The sequence below is a fragment of the Paenibacillus sp. FSL K6-2859 genome (assembly GCF_038008265.1).
Classification (GTDB): Bacteria; Bacillota; Bacilli; order Paenibacillales; family Paenibacillaceae; genus Paenibacillus_AQ; species Paenibacillus_AQ nitricinens.
The window spans coordinates 1,722,617-1,741,198 of the sequence record NZ_JBBOYU010000001.1 but is presented as its reverse complement, the minus strand read 5'-3'; the positions used below and the strand labels follow the sequence as shown (position 1 = coordinate 1,741,198).

The 18,582-nt window shown below is 46.3% G+C and carries 14 protein-coding genes; 2 read left to right on the top strand and 12 right to left on the bottom strand.

What is annotated here, in order from left to right:
* Positions 1 to 4 precede the first annotated feature (4 nt).
* From MHB64_RS07670 to MHB64_RS07630, 9 genes are all read right to left on the bottom strand, one after another.
* Positions 5 to 1,831 (bottom strand): glycoside hydrolase family 35 protein, encoded by a 1,827-nt coding sequence (locus tag MHB64_RS07670; RefSeq protein WP_341134093.1) that lies wholly within the window; start codon positions 1,829 to 1,831, stop codon positions 5 to 7.
* Positions 1,832 to 1,856: 25 nt separating this feature from the next.
* The gene (locus tag MHB64_RS07665; protein ID WP_341134092.1) at positions 1,857 to 3,131 is read right to left on the bottom strand and encodes an alpha-L-fucosidase; all 1,275 of its coding nucleotides are present in this window, start codon (positions 3,129 to 3,131) and stop codon (positions 1,857 to 1,859) included.
* Between the two features lie 115 nt (positions 3,132 to 3,246).
* The gene (locus MHB64_RS07660) at positions 3,247 to 4,644 is read right to left on the bottom strand and encodes an ABC transporter substrate-binding protein (RefSeq protein WP_341134091.1); all 1,398 of its coding nucleotides are present in this window, start codon (positions 4,642 to 4,644) and stop codon (positions 3,247 to 3,249) included.
* A gap of 144 nt (positions 4,645 to 4,788) precedes the next feature.
* Entirely contained in the window at positions 4,789 to 5,625 is an 837-nt protein-coding gene (locus tag MHB64_RS07655; RefSeq protein WP_042186014.1) for a carbohydrate ABC transporter permease, read from the bottom strand.
* 16 nt (positions 5,626 to 5,641) lie between these two features.
* Entirely contained in the window at positions 5,642 to 6,571 is a 930-nt protein-coding gene (locus MHB64_RS07650) for a carbohydrate ABC transporter permease (protein ID WP_042125419.1), read from the bottom strand.
* A 170-nt stretch (positions 6,572 to 6,741) separates the two neighbouring features.
* Positions 6,742 to 8,325: a response regulator transcription factor gene (locus MHB64_RS07645; RefSeq protein WP_094871601.1), complete on the bottom strand. Its 1,584-nt coding sequence runs from the start codon at positions 8,323 to 8,325 to the stop codon at positions 6,742 to 6,744.
* Positions 8,325 to 10,046, bottom strand: a complete 1,722-nt coding sequence (locus MHB64_RS07640; RefSeq protein ID WP_094871600.1) for a sensor histidine kinase — start codon at positions 10,044 to 10,046, stop codon at positions 8,325 to 8,327. Before MHB64_RS07640 ends, MHB64_RS07645 begins: the two co-directional genes overlap by 1 nt.
* 67 nt (positions 10,047 to 10,113) lie before the next feature.
* Positions 10,114 to 12,276: an alginate lyase family protein gene (locus MHB64_RS07635; RefSeq protein WP_341134090.1), complete on the bottom strand. Its 2,163-nt coding sequence runs from the start codon at positions 12,274 to 12,276 to the stop codon at positions 10,114 to 10,116.
* Positions 12,266 to 13,387: a glycoside hydrolase family 88 protein gene (locus MHB64_RS07630; protein ID WP_094871596.1), complete on the bottom strand. Its 1,122-nt coding sequence runs from the start codon at positions 13,385 to 13,387 to the stop codon at positions 12,266 to 12,268. The genes MHB64_RS07635 and MHB64_RS07630 overlap by 11 nt, the downstream gene beginning before the upstream one ends.
* Positions 13,388 to 13,645: 258 nt before the next feature.
* Here MHB64_RS07630 and MHB64_RS07625 point away from each other — a divergent pair, with 258 nt between their 5' ends.
* Positions 13,646 to 14,908, top strand: coding sequence for a TraB/GumN family protein (locus MHB64_RS07625; RefSeq protein ID WP_341134089.1), 1,263 nt, complete (start codon positions 13,646 to 13,648; stop codon positions 14,906 to 14,908).
* Between the two features lie 300 nt (positions 14,909 to 15,208).
* Here MHB64_RS07625 and MHB64_RS07620 read toward each other — a convergent pair whose 3' ends face one another.
* Positions 15,209 to 16,495, bottom strand: coding sequence for a Gfo/Idh/MocA family protein (locus tag MHB64_RS07620; protein WP_341134088.1), 1,287 nt, complete (start codon positions 16,493 to 16,495; stop codon positions 15,209 to 15,211).
* Positions 16,496 to 16,641: 146 nt separating this feature from the next.
* Between MHB64_RS07620 and MHB64_RS07615 the strand changes: the two genes are divergently transcribed.
* A complete protein-coding gene (locus tag MHB64_RS07615; protein ID WP_341134087.1) occupies positions 16,642 to 17,469 on the top strand; it encodes a helix-turn-helix transcriptional regulator in 828 nt (275 codons plus the stop codon).
* 3 nt (positions 17,470 to 17,472) lie between these two features.
* On the opposite strand, the gene fucU is transcribed toward MHB64_RS07615, so the two are convergent.
* Together fucU and MHB64_RS07605 are read right to left on the bottom strand one after the other, a co-directional pair.
* The gene (gene fucU, locus MHB64_RS07610) at positions 17,473 to 17,901 is read right to left on the bottom strand and encodes an L-fucose mutarotase (protein WP_341134086.1); all 429 of its coding nucleotides are present in this window, start codon (positions 17,899 to 17,901) and stop codon (positions 17,473 to 17,475) included.
* Positions 17,902 to 17,913: 12 nt separating this feature from the next.
* Positions 17,914 to 18,564 (bottom strand): class II aldolase/adducin family protein, encoded by a 651-nt coding sequence (locus MHB64_RS07605; protein ID WP_094871588.1) that lies wholly within the window; start codon positions 18,562 to 18,564, stop codon positions 17,914 to 17,916.
* Between the last annotated feature and the right edge of the window lie 18 nt (positions 18,565 to 18,582).

The following is an 18,582-nucleotide window of genomic DNA, read 5'->3' as shown; positions in this document are numbered from 1 at the left end:
ATATCTACACATTATCTTCCTGTACAAAATTCAGCACGGCATCGTCGACGGCCGAAGTTTTTCCCAGATCAGGGCAATTCACAAGCTCAACTTCGCATGTCTCCGCACAGCCGTGCAGTTCAAAAAGAACCAGTTCATTACGACCTTTGCGCAGCAATGGACCGGGGATATATAGCGCCCTTTGCGGTCCTGCGTTCCAGTAGCGGCCCAGATTAAACCCGTTAATCCAGGCAACCCCTTTTTTCCATCCATCGAATCTTAGAAAGGTATCCCCTATTTCCTCCGCCTCGAAGCTGCCCCGGTAAAATCCAGGTAGATCCGAAGGTGTCGTAGCTTCCTGCTGCTCCACCGGAGGTTCCTTATACACAAGTAAATCTAGCGATCCAGATTCCAGTGGCAGTGTACGGATCGTCCAGTTATATTGCAGCTGGTTATCGATTCTAACCCCATCTAAGATCCCTTTAGGATCACGAATGAGCGGCCCATAATTGATCCGCCCCATATTCTCGACGAGAATATCCAGCTGCGCTCCCCCGGCAGGAATGGAAAGTTCAAGTGGCTGCGGATTCCAGCGTTCAATTACCCCAAGTACCTGTCCATCCAGGAAGACCTGCGCCCGATCACGCACGCCCTCGATGTAAAGCTTCTGCCTGGACCGTGGTCCCTGCACATAAGTGCTGTACAATATAAAACCATAAGATTGTCCTAGCTTTTCCATCGGCTGCACACACACACTATTCACCGGCTCGGATAACTTTGCCAAATTGGAAGTCAGTTCCGCTCTTTCCATCAAGGCAACTTTCCCGTAGGAAATCTTCGGAATCGGCTCAGGGAGCGGACAAGTCGGTGCAAATCCATGTTTGCCCAGTACCGACCGAACAGCTTCAAATTTCGCTGTCATATCTCCCCATTCCGTGAGCGGGGCATCATAATCATAGCTTGTAGTCGTCGGCTCGTAGGCGACGATATGATTCGCCCCATTAAAGAAGCCAAAATTGGTCCCTCCGTGGAACATGTACATATTGAGTGAGGAGCCGTGCGTCAGGATATCATCCAGAACGCCAGCTACATCTTCAGCATCGCGCACATGATGATCCTCCATCCAATGATCGAACCAGCCATTCCAATATTCCATCACCATCAGCGGCTCTTCAGATCGGTATTCCCGGTATTTGCGGAAGGATTCCTCTGCACAGGAGCCAAAATTGACTGTAGCATGCACATCTTCCAGTGTTCCGCCGAGCAACATTTCATCGGTTGGTCCGTCGGAGGTAAAGAGCAACACATCGACCCCTCTGCTGAGGAGTCCATTACGCATATATCTCAGGTAACTACTGTCATTGCCATAGCTGCCATATTCATTCTCTACCTGGACGGCCAGAATCGGCCCGCCATGTGTGGAGAGCAGAGGAACCAGCCGAGGAATCAGCTCATCGTAATACCTGTCCACTTTGCTTAAATAAAGAGGATCACAACAGCGAAGCTGAAGTTCACTGTAAGCCAGTAGCCAGGCCGGCAGACCTCCGAACTCCCATTCCGCACAGATGAATGGACTTGGTCTGACAATTACATGGAGCCCAAGCTCTCCGGCCAGTTCAATAAAAGAGACCACATCGGCCATGCCATCAAATACGAACTCCCCTTCTTTAGGTTCATGCATATTCCAGGCGATGTAGGTCTCCACGGTATTGAATCCGCAGGCTTTCAATTTCAGCAGCCGGTCTTTCCAGTATTCAGGCACAACCCGAAAATAATGAATGGCTCCCGATACGATCCGGTAAGGCTGTCCGTCCAGCAAATAGTGTCCATCGTTCCAAGTGAGTAGGCTCATACTCTACAACCTCCTTTTTCAACATCTATTCTATCGTTTCTCCACAGTGATAAACGGCAAGCCGTCTGATCTCGGCACTTGCGGAAGCTTCCATCACCCGCAGCCGTATTTTTTCTGCATATACTGGAGGGAAAGCGTCAATTTTCTTATGGCCAATCGCGCTACCGCGCTTTAACTCCAGCCACTCCCCATTGCTGTACGCTTCCAGTACATAGCTTTCCACCCGCTCTCCGTAAGCAATGTCCTCCATCATCTCGGCATGGTCAATCACAGCAGCCGCAGGCAGTTCCAGCTCAATAAGCTCTCCAGTGCCTGTCGTTACCGCCAGAGCCTCGCCGAATCTATGCTTAATCTCCTTACCGAATTCCAGCAGACGCTGCACATCGGCCTCCGGAAACAGCCCGCGGTTGTCAGGCGCCACATTGAGCAGCAAAGTCGCCCCATGCCCAACCGAACGATAATAAATGTCCATTAGCTGTTCTAGGGACAGCAGCAAATGCTCTTCCTCAGGATGCCAGAACCAACGGTCTTTACGGATAGGCACATCGCATTCCGCAGGCACCCACTTCGGTGTTCCGGGCAGCCAGTTTAGCGAAGCTTCACTGAACATGCTCCCCCTTGCGGTATTCGCAGTGTTCCAGCATGGATAAGGAGCAACCCCCTCCTCATTGCCAACCCAGCGAATCGTTGGTGCTCCCATATTAAACACCATAGCGCTTGGCTGATGGAGCTTAATCAGCTCCATAATCCGCCGCCAATCATAATTGCGTCCCTCTGATCCTGCACCGTCGAACCAAATCTCCGTAAGCGGACCATATCCCGTAAGTAATTCCTGCAATTGCAGGGCATAGAAATCATCGTACGCTTGCGGATCCGCATAACATCGCTCATGTCTGTCCCATGGAGACAAATAAATGCCAAAGCCGACCCCAAGTTCCCGGCAAGCTTCTGCGCACTCCTTAACGATATCGCCGCGTCCTTTTTTCCATGGACTGGAAGCCACAGAATAGGTGCTTGTCGCAGTCGGCCACAGGCAGAAGCCGTCATGATGCTTAGCCGTCAGTATAAAATAACGGAATCCAGCTTCTTTGGCTGTACTAACCCATTGGCGGGCATCCAGCTCAAGCGGATTAAAAACGGCAGGTGAATCGCCGCCTTCTCCCCACTCCTGATCGCAAAATGTATTGATACCAAAATGGCAGAACATCCCCAGCTCCAGGTCTTGCCAAGCCATCTGCTCTCTGGAAGGCAACGCTGCTTGCTCTTCGGACTTGTTCTTTGAAGAAATACTTTCCATCATTTTTATACTCTCCCATATATTTGTGTAGCCCAATGTATAAATAAGGCTTTGGAAAGCCGGTTGATGACCTTCCAAAGCCCCGTCCCCAACTTGGGATACCTCGCTAATTGCCTATTTATTTGATGACGCCTTTTTCATTGATGATTTTCGTTGCTTCATCAACCATCCATTGCTGCACTTTATCCACTGATTCATTGCCGAGCATAAATCTGCTGAACCCGTCATCGATAACTTTGGTCAACTCGGAAGTCGCCGTCGTCATCACCTGCGCACCGTCGAGGAACTGAATTCCGCTATCGAAGAGTGTATATTTGAGTGAATCCATATCATACATATCTTCTTTTCCAGCAACTAATTTAGTCAGTAGAGCCTCATTGTCAGCTTTTTTATAGCCGGAGAATTCCAGTCTGTTATCACTAACAGCCGTTGACATGAATCTCATCAGTTTAAAGGAAGCTTCTTTGTTCTTCGAAGTTGCACCCATCGCCAGCATGTTGCCGCTGGTGAAGTATTTGCCTTCATATTCTTTCGGTTCCGATCCTGCCGGAGGTACCGGAACCGGAGCAAAGGCTGTCTTAAATCCATGTGGGTACTGCTCTGTATTACCTGGGTCAGCAATCGTCCAGTTCCCTGCCAGAATCATAGCAGCTTCTTCATTGAAGAATTCAGTCCGGTAGTTGAGCTTTGCAGCAAGAGCATCCGCATAAGATTTTGCAGACTTATCAACCGACTCCATGTCTTTACGTAGCTGGAAGAAATATTTATAGGTTGGATCCGCGAAAATGGTTGTTCCATCATCATATACGAACGGATCTTTCATCATCGTTTGGGCTGGAGCGTTCATGTATAGCTCCCAAGTGTGAAAGTATGTGCCGTAACGTTTGTCCACACCTTCGCCTTTAGTCAATTTTTTAGCATAGTCGCGGTAGTCATCCCATGTCCAGCCAAAAGTAGGGACAGGCAACCCCGCTTCATCCAGCGCGTCCTTGTTCAGCATCACATAGTTGCTGCTCTTAGTGTATTGCATCCCATAATATTTGCTATCGACCTTAGCGTTTACATAATATTCATCCTCAGGAACGAGGTTATCCTTCTCATAGAATTCATTCAGCGGGGCAAGCGCTCCCCGAGTCGCCCGTTCAAGCACACCGCCAAGACTTGGTACCTGCACAACGTCAATCGCTTCGCCGGAAGAAATCAGGAAGTCAAGTTTCTTCAGCATTTCTACGGAATCCCCAGGAACGAGTGTCACATGCTCTACCTTGATGTCCGGGTTCTGATCCATAAATTCCTTCAGCATAGCATCGGTTCCTGCCGACTGCGCTTCATTGTCCCAGTTGTAATACTTGATGGCGACCTGCTTGCCCGCCTTAGCATTCCCTGCATTTGCACTTGCGTCAGCACTGCCATTCTCGGCTGTATTGCCGGAATTACCACAAGCGCTTAGCGTTAAGGAAACTGCTAGCATGGAGCCTAATACAACGGATAATCCTTTTTTGCTCTTTGTTTTCATTTTATTTCCCCCCGCACTGAATTTTAAGTATAGTGCCTTGTTCATTTCTTATTATAGGCACCTGCTATACAGGCCAAGTGCACAATTTTGCTGTTGTAGGATTACATTTTTGACTTTTCCCCATCTTTTGGTGCAGCTGCTTGATCAGCCCTTTACACCACCTAAGGAAATCCCGTTAATGACTTGCTTCTGTAAGGCAATGAACACAATGACCAGAGGGATGATCGCAGACACCGCTGCCGTCATCATAATCGCATAGTTGTTCGAATAATCGTCCCGGAACAGTGTCATACCGAGTGGGATAGTGTACAAATTCTTATTTAGTAAGAAGATCAGCGGATTCTGGTAATCATTCCAGGTCCAGATAAATTTGATGATCGCCACCGTAGCGAGCACCGGCTTGCAGAGCGGAATAATGATAGACCAGAATATCCGTAAATGGCCTGCACCGTCAATTCGCGCCGCTTCAATATATTCGTCGCTGACACCAATCATAAATTGCCGCAGCAGGAACGTGAAGTAGATGGAGAACATACTCATTAATATGATTGCAGCATGAGTATCATAAAGACCGAACCAGCGAATCAGCAGAAAGCGCGGAATCAGTGTGGCCTGGTCAGGTATAATCATGAACGACAGCAGCGCCAGAAACACCATATTTCGTCCTTTGAACTTGATTTTGGTCAAGGCGTACGCCGACATAGATGAAATGATAAGTGTAATTAAGGTTGTAATAATCGCAACTTTAAAGGAATTTAAATAGAAATGAGAAAAAGGTACTCGTCCCATCCAAACCATCTTGAAATTATACGCTACATTGATCTTCTCGGGAATCCATTGGATCGGGAAGCGCATAACATCTTTCTCATATTTAAAGGCTGCGGAAATCATCCAGATCAGAGGAATAAGAAATACAATGGACAAAGCCCCCATGATGCAGGTAGTGATCACTCTGGACATATTTTTTCTAATCAGTTGCATGTTAATCTCCCCCCCTTTATTCTTCATTTCTCATTTTCCAAGTAGCTGCAGTGATCAAGCCTATGACGGCGAATAGCAGCCAGGAAATTGCAGAAGCATAGCCCATGTTGTAGTATTTGAACCCTTCCTCATAGATCCTGAACACAAGCACGGTAGAAGAATTGTTCGGGCCGCCTTCGGTCAAAAAGGCGATGATGTCGAACACCTTAAACGAGCCGATCAGCATGGTTATAAGTAAGAAGAACGTGGTTGGACGCAGCATCGGAACCGTGATAGCAAAGAATTTTTTCAGTGCGCTGGCTCCGTCTATTTCTGCAGCCTCGTAGATTTCATCGGAAATATTCGTCAAGCCGGCCATATAGATAATAATGGTGTAACCCAGACTCGCCCAAGAACTGATAATGGCAATCGATAACAGCGAGGTCTTTGGATCCACCAGCCATTTTGGAGGGCTGGAAATTCCAAGCTCCATCAAGAACTGATTAATCGGTCCAAGGGATGGATGGAACAATGCGCTCCATACAGCGGCAATTGCAATAATCGAAGAAATATAAGGGATAAAGAAGGCAACTTTGAAATAATTTTTAAGAAATACACTATTTTGAATCAATGCCGCCAGCACCAAAGCAATCGCAATCGGTATCGGCACGGTCATAATCATATAAATAGCATTGTTCTTCAAAGCTTGAATGATGCTCGGATCATGGAACATTTTGATATAGTTATCCAATCCGATAAACTCGATCCCTTGAACCCCCGACAATAGATCCCATTTCGAGAAGCTTAAATAAAGTGAGAATCCAAGTGCAAATACATTAAGAAAAAGCATTCCGACAATTTCCGGAGCTAGAAACAGCCACCCGGTCAAAGCCTCTTTCCGCTGCGGAGTCCAGAACTTCCGCTTCTCCTGCAGAATTTTTGGCACAGGTTGTTTTGCAGCCTCCACGTTGTATCACCTCGACAATTTGATTTGTCATTATAGTAATATATCTGCCTTCCGCATGAAGGAGTGATTATGACCCGAGATGTGCAAGATTTTGACCTTTGTCCGCTGACAATAAAAAGACCGCCCGGGAGGGGCGGCGGCTCTGTTCAGAACGATAGGCATTAATCTTCTCAGCGTACCGAGTGTTTGGATTTATATTCGCTCGGCGTTGTTCCCACATATTTTTTAAACACTTTTGAAAAATAGGTTCTGTCCGAATATCCCAGACCAACGGCTAGCGATTCCAGGTTCTGGCTGGAGATTTTCAGCATTTTGGTCGCAACCTTCATCTTGTGCTGATGTACATAGTCCGTAAAGGTCAGACCTGTCATGCGTTTGAAATAACGCGAGAAATAGCTCGGGTCCAGAAAGAGATAACGTGCCATATCGATTGAAGTGATGTTATCGCCAAGATGCTGATCGATAAATTGCTGGATAAGCTGCAGCTTGGGCTCCTGCGGGGGAGTTCCCGCCACCTGCTGTTTGTTGCCTGTAATCTGCACAAGCTTTCTTTCCACCAGTTCCATCGTATCCTCCAGTGTGCGGGTTTGCACGAGATAGACGAACAGATCCTCATCGAATGTTAGGCTAGTGAACATCAGCTCGATCCCGCGGAGCATAAAGGATAAATCCCGGACGAAATCTCCCGGATGGATAGCCATAACTTTTGCAGTCCTAGCGATTTCCTGAAGAGTGCCACGGATGGCTTCAAGATCATTTTTAATCACGGCCCGTTCCATCTGCGGGATATAACTATCCAGAAATCCTTGAGGAGCAGGCTGGAAGCGAGGTGTAGCGATTTGCAGAGTATCCAGAACTGTGTAATCCGCACTCGCATAAAACTCGCACTTGTCCTGGACAATTTGCCGATGAATCTGTCCAATCGCCTGTAGCTCTATTTTCTCAGTGACTGCAATGATGCCCGGTTGAATCTTAAGGAGATGGGAGCACTCAGAACACAATCGCTGTAAATAATCATGAAAATAAAGACTGGCATTCTGCGCCAGATTCACACGGTAATTATACAGAATCACAATATTCTTCTGCTCCAAAAAAGGCGTAATCCCCTCACACGCTTCGGACAGCTCTAGGGCTATATTGTAAATGGCATATAAAATAAGTGGATACTCGCTCTGCTTGTACCTCTTCTCGAAACTGGAAAAGTGAATACTGACCGTGCCCAGCATGAACCACGGGTACGTCCAGGATATGCCGATTTGCGTCGCATAGGCTAACGTGGTTTCGGGCGGAGCGCCGCCAATCACCCTTTGCAGCAGATTCTGCCGGAATAGCTGGCTGTTGTAACCCGTCTCCCCATGCTTGATTAACCCGATCTTCGATTTAAGCAAACGTACAGACTTGGCAAGGCTTTTCTCCAGTTGCTCGTCTGTAAGCTGGTCCTTGATTAAATAGTCATCCACCTTCAGCTTTACCGCTTGCTGAGCATAATGGAAATCCTCATGACAGGTCAGGAAAATAATTCTGACCTCCGGCTTCATCCGGGTAAAGTAATCGGCCAGCTCAATCCCGTTCTTTTGCGGCAAGCCTATATCCGTGATCACGATGTCGGGCTGCACTTCCTCAAACATTAATAACGCCTTGGCACTGGAATAGGTGCTGCCGACAATCTGCAAGCTATGTGCTTCCCAGTCAATCATCTGCTGAAGCACTTTGAGCATAGGAACATCATCATCTATGAGCATCACTTTATACATCAATATCCCTCTCTCTCGGGCAGATTAACCTGATGATTGCCTTGCGGCAAATACAGAGAAACGGACACCCCACCTTGCGGCAAATTATGAAGCGACAAGCGGGTATCCTGACCATAGGTCAGCCTCAGTCTTTGGACCACGTTAATTAAACCGACCCTTTGATAAGCTCCATCCTGTTCATCGTCCTTGTAGAGCAATCTGCGGTTCAGTCCTGCCAGAATTTCTGCCCCTGCTCCGCAGCCATTGTCTTCGACTTCAATCATAATCCCATCAGTAATCGTTCGGGCACGTACGACAATACGCGGTGCCGGGTGGTCAACTAGACCGTGAACGATCGCATTCTCTACGAGAGGCTGCAGAATAAGTTTAGGAACGATGAGCTTCTCTGTATCCGCTTCCAGATCGACCTCCAGTTCAAGAGGGATTTCGTTGCGGATCTTCATGATGTCGATATAATGGCCAAGCAGTCTGCATTCTTCCCGTAAGGTAGCCGGTTCATTGACCTTCAAATAGGCACGGAGAAGACTCATTAGCGAATCAATGATCCCGCTGTGCAGCTTATCTTTAGCCAAAATAAGGCTACATTTGATCGAATTCAACGTGTTGATCAAAAAGTGGGGACGAATCTGCATAAACAGGGCCTCAAGTTCCATCACTCGCTTCTGTTCTTGCTCCAGCTCGATGTCGTGAATCAATCCTTGCAGTTGATCCAGCATAGTATTCAATGTCTGCCCCAGCTCAGCGATTTCATCCTTGCCCTTGACCTCCAGCCTGACATCAAGATTCCCCATTCCGAACTGGCGCACAACGCGCTGCAGCTTCATAATCGGACTATGCAATCTTTTGGCAATCAGCATGGAAGTGGCGGAAAAGACAATAAACAAGAGAAGCACTAAACCAATACCACTATAAAAAGTTCGCGAAATCTGGCCCGACCATTCTTTCTCTGAAGCTTCATAGACCAGCTCCCAATTGGATTTGTCGATGGCTCTGGCCGTACGCACGCTCCCTCTATCTGCCTTGCCTTCTGGGGCTAGCTCTGAGTTCCCTGCGATCAGACCTCCTCTGGAATCAAACAACGCCAGCTTGCCAAACTCAACCGGCCCGAGCAATTTATTGAAATAGGCATCAGGAATCGAGATGAGAAGCACGGACACCTGCTGTTTCTCCCGGCTATCATAGATTACTCTGGCAATATAGTAGCTGCTGCTTTTACCGGAACCGCTGTCGGCCATCCCAAGCCATTGCAAGGTCTCCGGTTCGTGAATATTGACACGTCCCATCAGCTTGTCCATGTTGGCATTAATCACGGATAAATTCTCAGTCCCAGAGGAGATCACAAAGTGTTTCCGGTTAACCAAATACATACGAATGTTATTATTTAGCGGCTTAGAGTTGATGAGCGAAAACACATCCTGAATTTGCGTAAAATGTACGTAATCCTGATAGGTGTTCAGTCGCCCGGTATCTGCAAAGACCTTCAGATTGGCGCGAAAATTGGTATCGTTTACAATAAAATGCGATGCAAATGTCACATCATCAATGGTCTTGTTTAGTTCGTCAATCATAACGTTCAGGAAGTTATCGTTGCTGAGCTGTAGCTTTTCTACCATCGTATCCCGAATAAGCACAAAGGAGATGATCGATACTGCAATCAGCGGGATAAAAATCAGCAAAAGAAATGATGCCTGGATACGTCTATAGTAAGTGAATTTGAACATGTTTTCTCCGCGCCTCTCTCATGCTCTTTTCTTTTATTCTATCAGCCCGTTATCCAGTATACATGCATTATCTGATTACCGTGACTTTCTTTCGACCGTTTGCGAAAACAATAAGCACTACTTCACCAAATATTTGTATATCTTCTACTACATAGGAATCCAAGTGACTGGATGGAAGCTTATGGCTGATCACGATAATATGCTCCTCATTCCTTTCAGGGAAGCTGATGCGGCATGCCTCCGCCTGTACAGCATCCACAGGTTCACCCGTATGGCGGTAAATCGGCACCTGTTCAACCTGTGGACAGAATGGCTCACCGGAAGGCTGCGGGTACAGCATCTGCATCATCGATACCGTTCCTTTTCCCGTTCGGGAATAAACGGCATGCTGATTGGGTTCCAGCAGATTGTATTCGCGGGAGATTACCCCGTCATCAATCTTGCCCTGAAGTCCTTTAACATTAACGGGAATGATGCTAAGATTGGCTTCCCTATCTTTTGTTGTACGGCAAATGAATGTCTCGTCTTCCATCTGAACCGCTCCGGGTGCAAAATGAAAATGCTGGGAAAACGTATGCTCCTGACGGCAGCTAAAGCTGTCGACCAGAAGCCAGTAATAAGGCTTGATGAATATGATCCTCCTTAGCAGGTGTACCGGATCATCCAAATGAAGGTAGCCATCATGGCTGCCTTCAACATAATCAAAATCCGGATTGCTGATCCATTTGCTGCCTGTCGGCTTCGCAATTTGGGAGAAGGACCATGTATCCGTGATTTCAGTGAATCCAATTCCGTCAACAGTAGTCGTATTATGGGCAGCGCTTTCTTTTAACGCTTTTCTGAGTGGTGTGTGATCACTATAGTTGTATCTGCCCAGATCGGTAAGCATATCCCGCCCAAAGGCATGCAGATCGAAATGTAGCAAATCCGCGTGACCATGTCCACCCCCAAGCGGCCCGCAGTGGAAATATAGATACAAGTCCTGCTCGTCCCAACCCGTTCGCATCACATAATGACCGGAATGTGCGAAAGAGCGCGACAAGTAAGGCGGTTCCTCCGCAATCAGCTGCTCGTAGCCTTCAACTCCACTCGTTCCGAACAACCAGGCATTGTCATAATCCATATGATCGTATCCGCCAAAGCGGAGCACAGAATCTTGAAACAACCAACCTGCATAAGTCAATATCGAACGGACATCGCTATCATCGCTATCCCCGAGCATCGGCTGCCGATGATTCGGTTTGGCCCAATACAAGGAAGCGGCGGCCATTTTTTGAACTTTTTGCTGAAGTTCAGCCTGTAGCTCCAGTCCATTCATGCGAGCCAAGCGGATGCAGTCGAGAAAACATACCAGAACCTCATGATGATAGGTGGGCGATTGCTCCCAATGGATACCGTCTGCCATGACCTGGATTCTAGCCGTTTCCCCCAATCTCTCCTCACCGAGCCGTCGCCAAATCTTAGCCCTTGTGAACTCAGGGAAGTAGAGCGCGGTTTGGAATAAGCCACAAGTCTCCAGAACTCCCCAATTGCTGATATTCTTCCAGCCCGTAAACGATAAAGACAAATATTCGCTGTGTTCATGAAGGGATATCATCACTTTCGCCAGAAGCGTCGGTGTAAGCAGCGGGCTATCCTGTATACAGGACAGCGCTTTGATCCAGTTCGCACATCGAAGACCCGCTTCAATGGTGCGCCAAGTCAACGTATCATTCGTAGGCATGTCTGGAACAGGATTACGGTCCATCCAATCTTCAAGCTGACAACAAAATGTTCTCGCATACTCCTCATTACCTGTTATCGTATAGGCTTGTCCTAATGCCACCCAGTAGCGGTGGCGATTCAGCATATAAGCCCATTCTACATCCTTATCGGGAATATAACGCCAGTCAATTTCTTCCTCAAAAGTGACCGGAATGCGGCTGCGTTCCATATCCCAGGGAAACCGAAAAAGAAACGTCTGCTCCATAACTTCATCCGCCGTCTTCATTACGACTTCCAGCTCTTCTGCGCAATATCGCTGTATATAATCGATATGCTGCTGTTTCCGACTGTCCTCTGCCCGCCAGCCCGGCATGCTCCGACTAGTCAAATAACGATGCAATTCAGTTAGCGCATCTTCCTGCCGTGCTTGGCTGAGCGCATCCTTCACGGGCGCTAAAGCAGGTAACTCAAGGTCGAGTAGCGTAAAGACAGCATAGGGATAGGTTGATCGGCCATCAGCGTTCATACCAGTACCCCCTGGTGCCTTTTTGCAGCCGCAGCAACGCTTCGAGGTAGAAATAATCTCCCCAGATCATGAAATCATCCGGAGACAGACCGCCGCGCACATGGTAAGAGCCGTGCTTCAGCAGCCCCTCCGCGTCTTCACCGATCGTGGAATAGTTCTGCACAAGTGAAGTCATCGACTGTATTAATCCTTGATGAAAATAAGCCCGTTCGGGATCTTCCTCCTCCATTAGCTCCAGCAGTTCCTGCAGTCCAGCCGCAACAATTGCAGAGGCCGAGCTATCCCGGTACGTATCCGCAGACACTGGAGCATTAAAGTCCCAGTAAGCGACATGATCCTCTGGTAAATGTTCTAAAAAATAACGGGCCATCCGCTTGGACGTTTCCAAATACAACGGATCCTTAGTATAGCGATAAGATAATGCAAAACCGTAGACGCCCCAGGCCTGCCCTCGCGTCCAAGTTGATCCGTTAGTATAACCCTGGTGTGTAGCGCCGCCAATCGGCTCTCCAGTCTTCTGGTCGAAGAAAAACGTATGGTAGGAGCTGTCATCTCCCCGCACCAGATAACGTTTCGTTTTATCCGCCTGCATGACCGCCACCTGACGGTATAGTGAATCACCAGTTTGTTGTTCCGCCCAGTACAAAAGAGGTAGATTCAACAGACAATCAATAATGATGCGTCCACCTTCCTTGGCATCTCCCACAGGTCCCCAAGCCTGAATATAACCGCCGCCTGTCCGCCAGCGCTTCAGTAGTAAATCTGCCGCTTGCAGTGTCAACTGACGTGCGGATTCGTCTTTATCAATCATCCACTGGGCCTTGGAGGATAATGAATACAAAAAACCGATGTCGTGATGATCAAGCACCGTCTTTGCCGAGAAACGGCGCCGGAAATCCTCTACGGTATGAGATGCCGCAATACGAAAGCTGTCATCCTGCGTATATTCATAGCACAACCACAACATGCCGCTCCAGAATCCATTGGTCCAATCATCGTTGTTATTAAGCTGGTAAGTTCCATTGATGCTGACATGAGGGAATCTGCCCCCAAATCGGTCAATGTTCTTACGTACCTTCTCTATTGCATCTTCAATCGCACTGCTCCACATAAGCTCCTTGCTCCCTTCGGGCTCTTCGTTTCTTATGTTTCATGATAAGGAGAGTGAACAGGATCTAATAGGGGCGATTTTTGCTTTGATGTGCATTATTTTGACTTTTGTACGAAGTAAAGTGATACAGGTTCGCTTTCCAATCCTAGGCATCAAATCAATATAGTAACAAAACGTATAACTATTTATGGAAAAATACGTTAAAATCAAAAAGTGACTTACAACTTTCATTCTTTTTAGAAACGGAGTGTCCTATTAATGAAAAAGCTAGGTGCATTATTTTTATCCATTTTCATGGTTATGTCTGTCTTTACCACTGCCCATGCGGCTGAAAAGCCTGTCGGTGTGTGGATTGATGGAACAGAAGTAAAGTTAGGCAATTCTAACCCAATTGTTGAAAAAGGAACGACCTTGGTTCCTATGCGTCCACTCCTAGAGAAGCTAAATGTAAATATGAATTGGAATAAAAAGACCCAAACCGTAACGGGGACCAAAAATGGACTGGCCCTTTCACTGACTATCGGCAGCACCACAGCAACGGTAAACGGGGAGAAGAAAAAACTAGAGGTGGCTCCTAAAACCATCAACAATGTCACCTATGTTCCTGTCCGCTTTATCGGTGAAACGATCGGCTATAAGGTAGAATGGAGTGCGGCGCAGCGCACCATCACCTTTGTAGCTAATAACGAGGCTGCTGGTAGCAACGGATTCTTATGGAAAGTGAAGAACAACGGTAATACCGTCTATCTACTTGGCTCTATCCATGTGGCTAACGACAAAATGTACCCGCTACGCCCGGAAATTGAAGCTGCTTTTGAAGCATCTCAATATCTCGGGGTTGAAGTTGACTTAACAAAGGTTGATCAAACGGAGATGCAAAAGTTCCTTGCGGAGAAAGGTTCTTATACAGATGGGACCAAACTCAAGGATCACGTATCTGCTGATACCTATAACAAAGTTGTTGCGGTTCTGAAAGCGAATGGTCTTGCAGGAAATGCATTCGATTCCTATAAGCCATGGGTCGTTACTCAAGGTATCTCAAGCCTACAAATGCAAACAACAGATTATACACCGGATACGGGGATCGACCTATATTTCACACAGAAGGCAGGCAAACTGAATAAACCTATCATTGAATTGGAAAATATGCAATTGCAGCTGAATATGTTTAATCAATTCTCAGATGGATTGCAAGAAAAGCTTCTCCTCGATACACTCGATAGCCTCAAGCAAACGGACAATGCTGCAGCAACGGCCTCGTTGGATGCATTATCCCAAATGTGGATGCAGGGGGATGAACAATCACTCGTAGCTATGACACAAGCGGTCGCTAAGGAGCCAGAATACTATAAAGGTCTCGTTTCGGATCGGAATGCCAACATGGTGAAGCATGTAAAAGAATATTTGAATAGTGATAAAAAAGCGACTTATCTTGTCATTGTTGGTGCACTACACATGCTGGGTGATGATGGCATTGTGACTCAATTGCAAAAAGACGGCTTCAACGTCGTCAAACAATAATTTCTATAGCCAAAATAAATAAGGCTGTCTCTTAGTCATCTACGATGACTTTAGAGGCAGCCTTTTATTTTTACTTTTTTAGCTCAATCTAAAAATAGTAGTAAATTGACGTGAAGACAGAGCGGAGGGGTGGAGGGATTCTGGAGAAACGCCAGTGTTCGCCTTTAAAGACCAATTTCAACTACTAATCTTTCTACTATCCAGAAATTGGGCTTTAACAGCGATCGTAAGAACCCTCCACTCCACAGCGGTTTGTTCACAAACAGGCTACTACTAATTTTGGTTTTGAGCTTTTTCCTTCTACCATTTGATTAACTGATCCACCTTCACCGGCAGTCCAGTAGCGATCGAACGATTAGCCGCAATCCCGGTCATAATAGACAACGCCCCATCCACATGGGAAGCTGCACGATTAAACCGATCCTCCACAGGTCGTTCAAAAATATCACGAAGCATGACCGGATCTCCACCCCCATGTCCCCCAACGCCTTCTTCAATTTCCACTTCATAAGGCGGCGCAAAATGAGGGAATACAGTGATCTGCTTGTCCTTTAGTCCCCCTTCATCTTCTTTCTTCCCCCCGGCGTTTACATAGGACTGTTCAACAACCTTAACTTCCATCCGCCCCTTCGTCCCGTTAAATACTACAATGAAGCCCTCCCAAGGCAAATAAGCATTAAGTGAATAGTTCATAATCGTCTTGTTTTTGTATTTGACCATGACTGCCATCGTATCCTCAATGCTGATATTATCACCGAATACACTTTGATCTCGCAGGTACCCATCTTCATGCTCGGCATCCAGATACATCTGCTTAAGCTGCTCGTTGTCTTTTAGATGAAGCGCAAAGGGATCATTTTCCGCTGCACTACTCCCATGGGCACGCTGATAAAACTCCGTCACCCCGCGCTTCTCCGCGTTCTCTCTGCCATAGAACCTTAAATCTCCCATGGCATAGATCGTATCCGGACGAGAGCCCAACCAGAAATTCATCAAATCGAAATGATGTGTTGATTTATGAACTAACAACCCTCCGCTGTTCCGTTTATCCCGATGCCATCTGCGGAAGTAATCCGCCCCATGCTGCGTATTTAGCAGCCACTCAAAATTGACGGATAACACTTCTCCAATCGCCCCATCCATGATCAATTCACGGATTTTGGTATTATGCGGGGCGTAGCGGTAATTGAACGTAACACGCAGTTTTTTCCCCGTCCGCTCAACCGCTTCAAGAATTTCCTGACATTTCTCTTCATCCACCGTCATTGGTTTCTCCGAAATCACATCACAGCCAAGCTCCATCGCCCGGATAATATAATGGTGATGTGTGCGGTCAATACTCGTAACGATAACCACATCCGGCTTGGTCTCTTCAACCATACGATCAAACTCATGAGCTTTATAAGTAGGAACCGCATGATAATGATATTTCCCTTTCAGTAATCGATTCGCATAATCCATTCTTGTCCCATTCACATCGCAAAAGCCTACAATTTCTGAAGTTTCACGATAATTCGTAGTTATCTCACCATAGAAGAACTCCGCTCGGCCACCAGTACCTACGAATACATATTTCTTCTTCGACACAAGGATCACTCCATCGCTATTGATTTAGATGCCGTTTCTTCTTATAGTTTATAGTATAAAATACATCCAAATCTAAGCGATTATTAGTAGAAATAACGAAAACTTTGCATATATTAGCTTCATTATCTGAAAGGGGGGGATATAGAATGGAACAGGTGCTTGAACCTCCATTTTTCATTGAGCAAATCAAAAGAGCCGGTCCATTCAGCATGGATTCCGACCATTATCACGAAACATATGAGATTTATTATTTACTCGCAGGTGAGCGCAGCTATTATATCAATAATCTGATTTATACCTTACGCAAAGGTGATTTAATATTTATTAACAAAAATGAACTCCATCGCACCACTTCTAAGGGCTCAGCGCGCCATGAACGAATATTGATTAACTTTGAGGAGGTCTTTCTGCAAAAAACGTTGGCGAACTACGACCTAAGTATTCCTTTTTTAACTACACAAAGCTTACTTCTGCGTCCCGGAGTACATGAACAAGGAGCCATCGAATCTATCCTCTTCTCCATGCTTAAAGAACAAGAAGAACATCGATCACAGCAAGTCCCCTATCTTCAGACACTGCTCATCCAGTTATTTATTGAAATGAACAGAGTACAAGAAATAAGCCGCGAGCCCATCGCTCCTGAGAGCAGTGAGAAGCAGCTTAAAGTCTACGAAATTATCGATTATTTACAGGCACATTATGTTGAAAAGCTTACATTAGAGCAGCTATCCGGCACTTTTTTCATCAGCAGTACTTATCTTTGCCGTTTATTCAAACAGACCACTGGCTTCACCATTGTTGAATATCTAAACTACATTCGGATCAAGGAAGCCCAGCGACTCTTGCAGAGTACCAACGCTAAAGTCATGACCATTGCCGAAAATACAGGCTTTGACAGCATTGCTCACTTTGGGCGGGTGTTTAAGCAAATCGCAAAATGCTCACCTCTGCAATACCGTAAGCAGAATCGCTGACCATCAGGCCTTGATTACACCTTTTTTGATAATAATATTTCCATAGAGTGCTTCTTCACCAGTAACTACAATAGCATAGCTTTGCTTGGAACGATTGTAGAAATCAAACCGCTTCTCATATTTAATCGTCGCTTCAGCGTCATGTTTGGCGATTATCGACTCGTACGTGGACCAGATCACCGGCACCGTAGGATCTCCCTCAACCACAGCCATAAACGCCACCTGATGTTCCACATAATGATCAAGTGGCAGCAGTTCCAATATTGCATCCAAAAGATCAGGTATTCCAATGCCATCATATCTTAGTACTTTTGAGTTTAAGGAGTGTCCTGGATAATTAGCATCTGCCAGTACAAGCTCATCACCATGACCCATCTCCATCATCACTCGTACCAGTTCCGGAGAGAGTAGCTTAGGAATTTTTTTCAACATCCAAGCACCTCATTACTTCCCATAAAAAGATCTCAAAGCAACCAGCTCATCAATCCGATGCTGTGGCAGTTCTCTCTCCCCGTCAATCATACGTGTAATAAAGGTAATCTTGGCTGTATATTCGAGTCTCTCCATATTCAGATAAGCCTCCATAACATCCGTTCCCCAAGTAAGTGCTCCGTGATTTTCGAGCAGGACTGCTGTTTTTTTGCCAAGGAAAGGCATCAGTGAGTCCGGGATTTCTTCTGTTGAAGGTGTTCCGTATTCCGCCAAAGGAATATCCCCGATCATGATAACCGACTCTGGCATCATCATTTTATCGAGCGCCTCACCTTTAATGGCAAAAGCGGTAGCATACGGGGGATGTGCATGAACCACACCATTCATCTCAGGTAGCTCATTATAAATTCTCAAATGCATTTTGGTTTCCGTTGAAGGTCTGTATCCTTCCGCCGCTTCAAGAACTTCACCTTGCAGGTTTACTTTTACAATCATATGTGGCTCTAAATATCCCTTGCTTACGGCTCTGGGGGTAGTGAGAATTTCATTCTCTGATAACCGTGCTGAAATATTCCCATCATTGGCGGCAATGAAATCTTTAGTAAACAAATTTCTGCCAATATCACAAATCTGCGAACGTAGTTTTTGTTCCAAGTTATCCATAAGTTCTCTCCTCATATC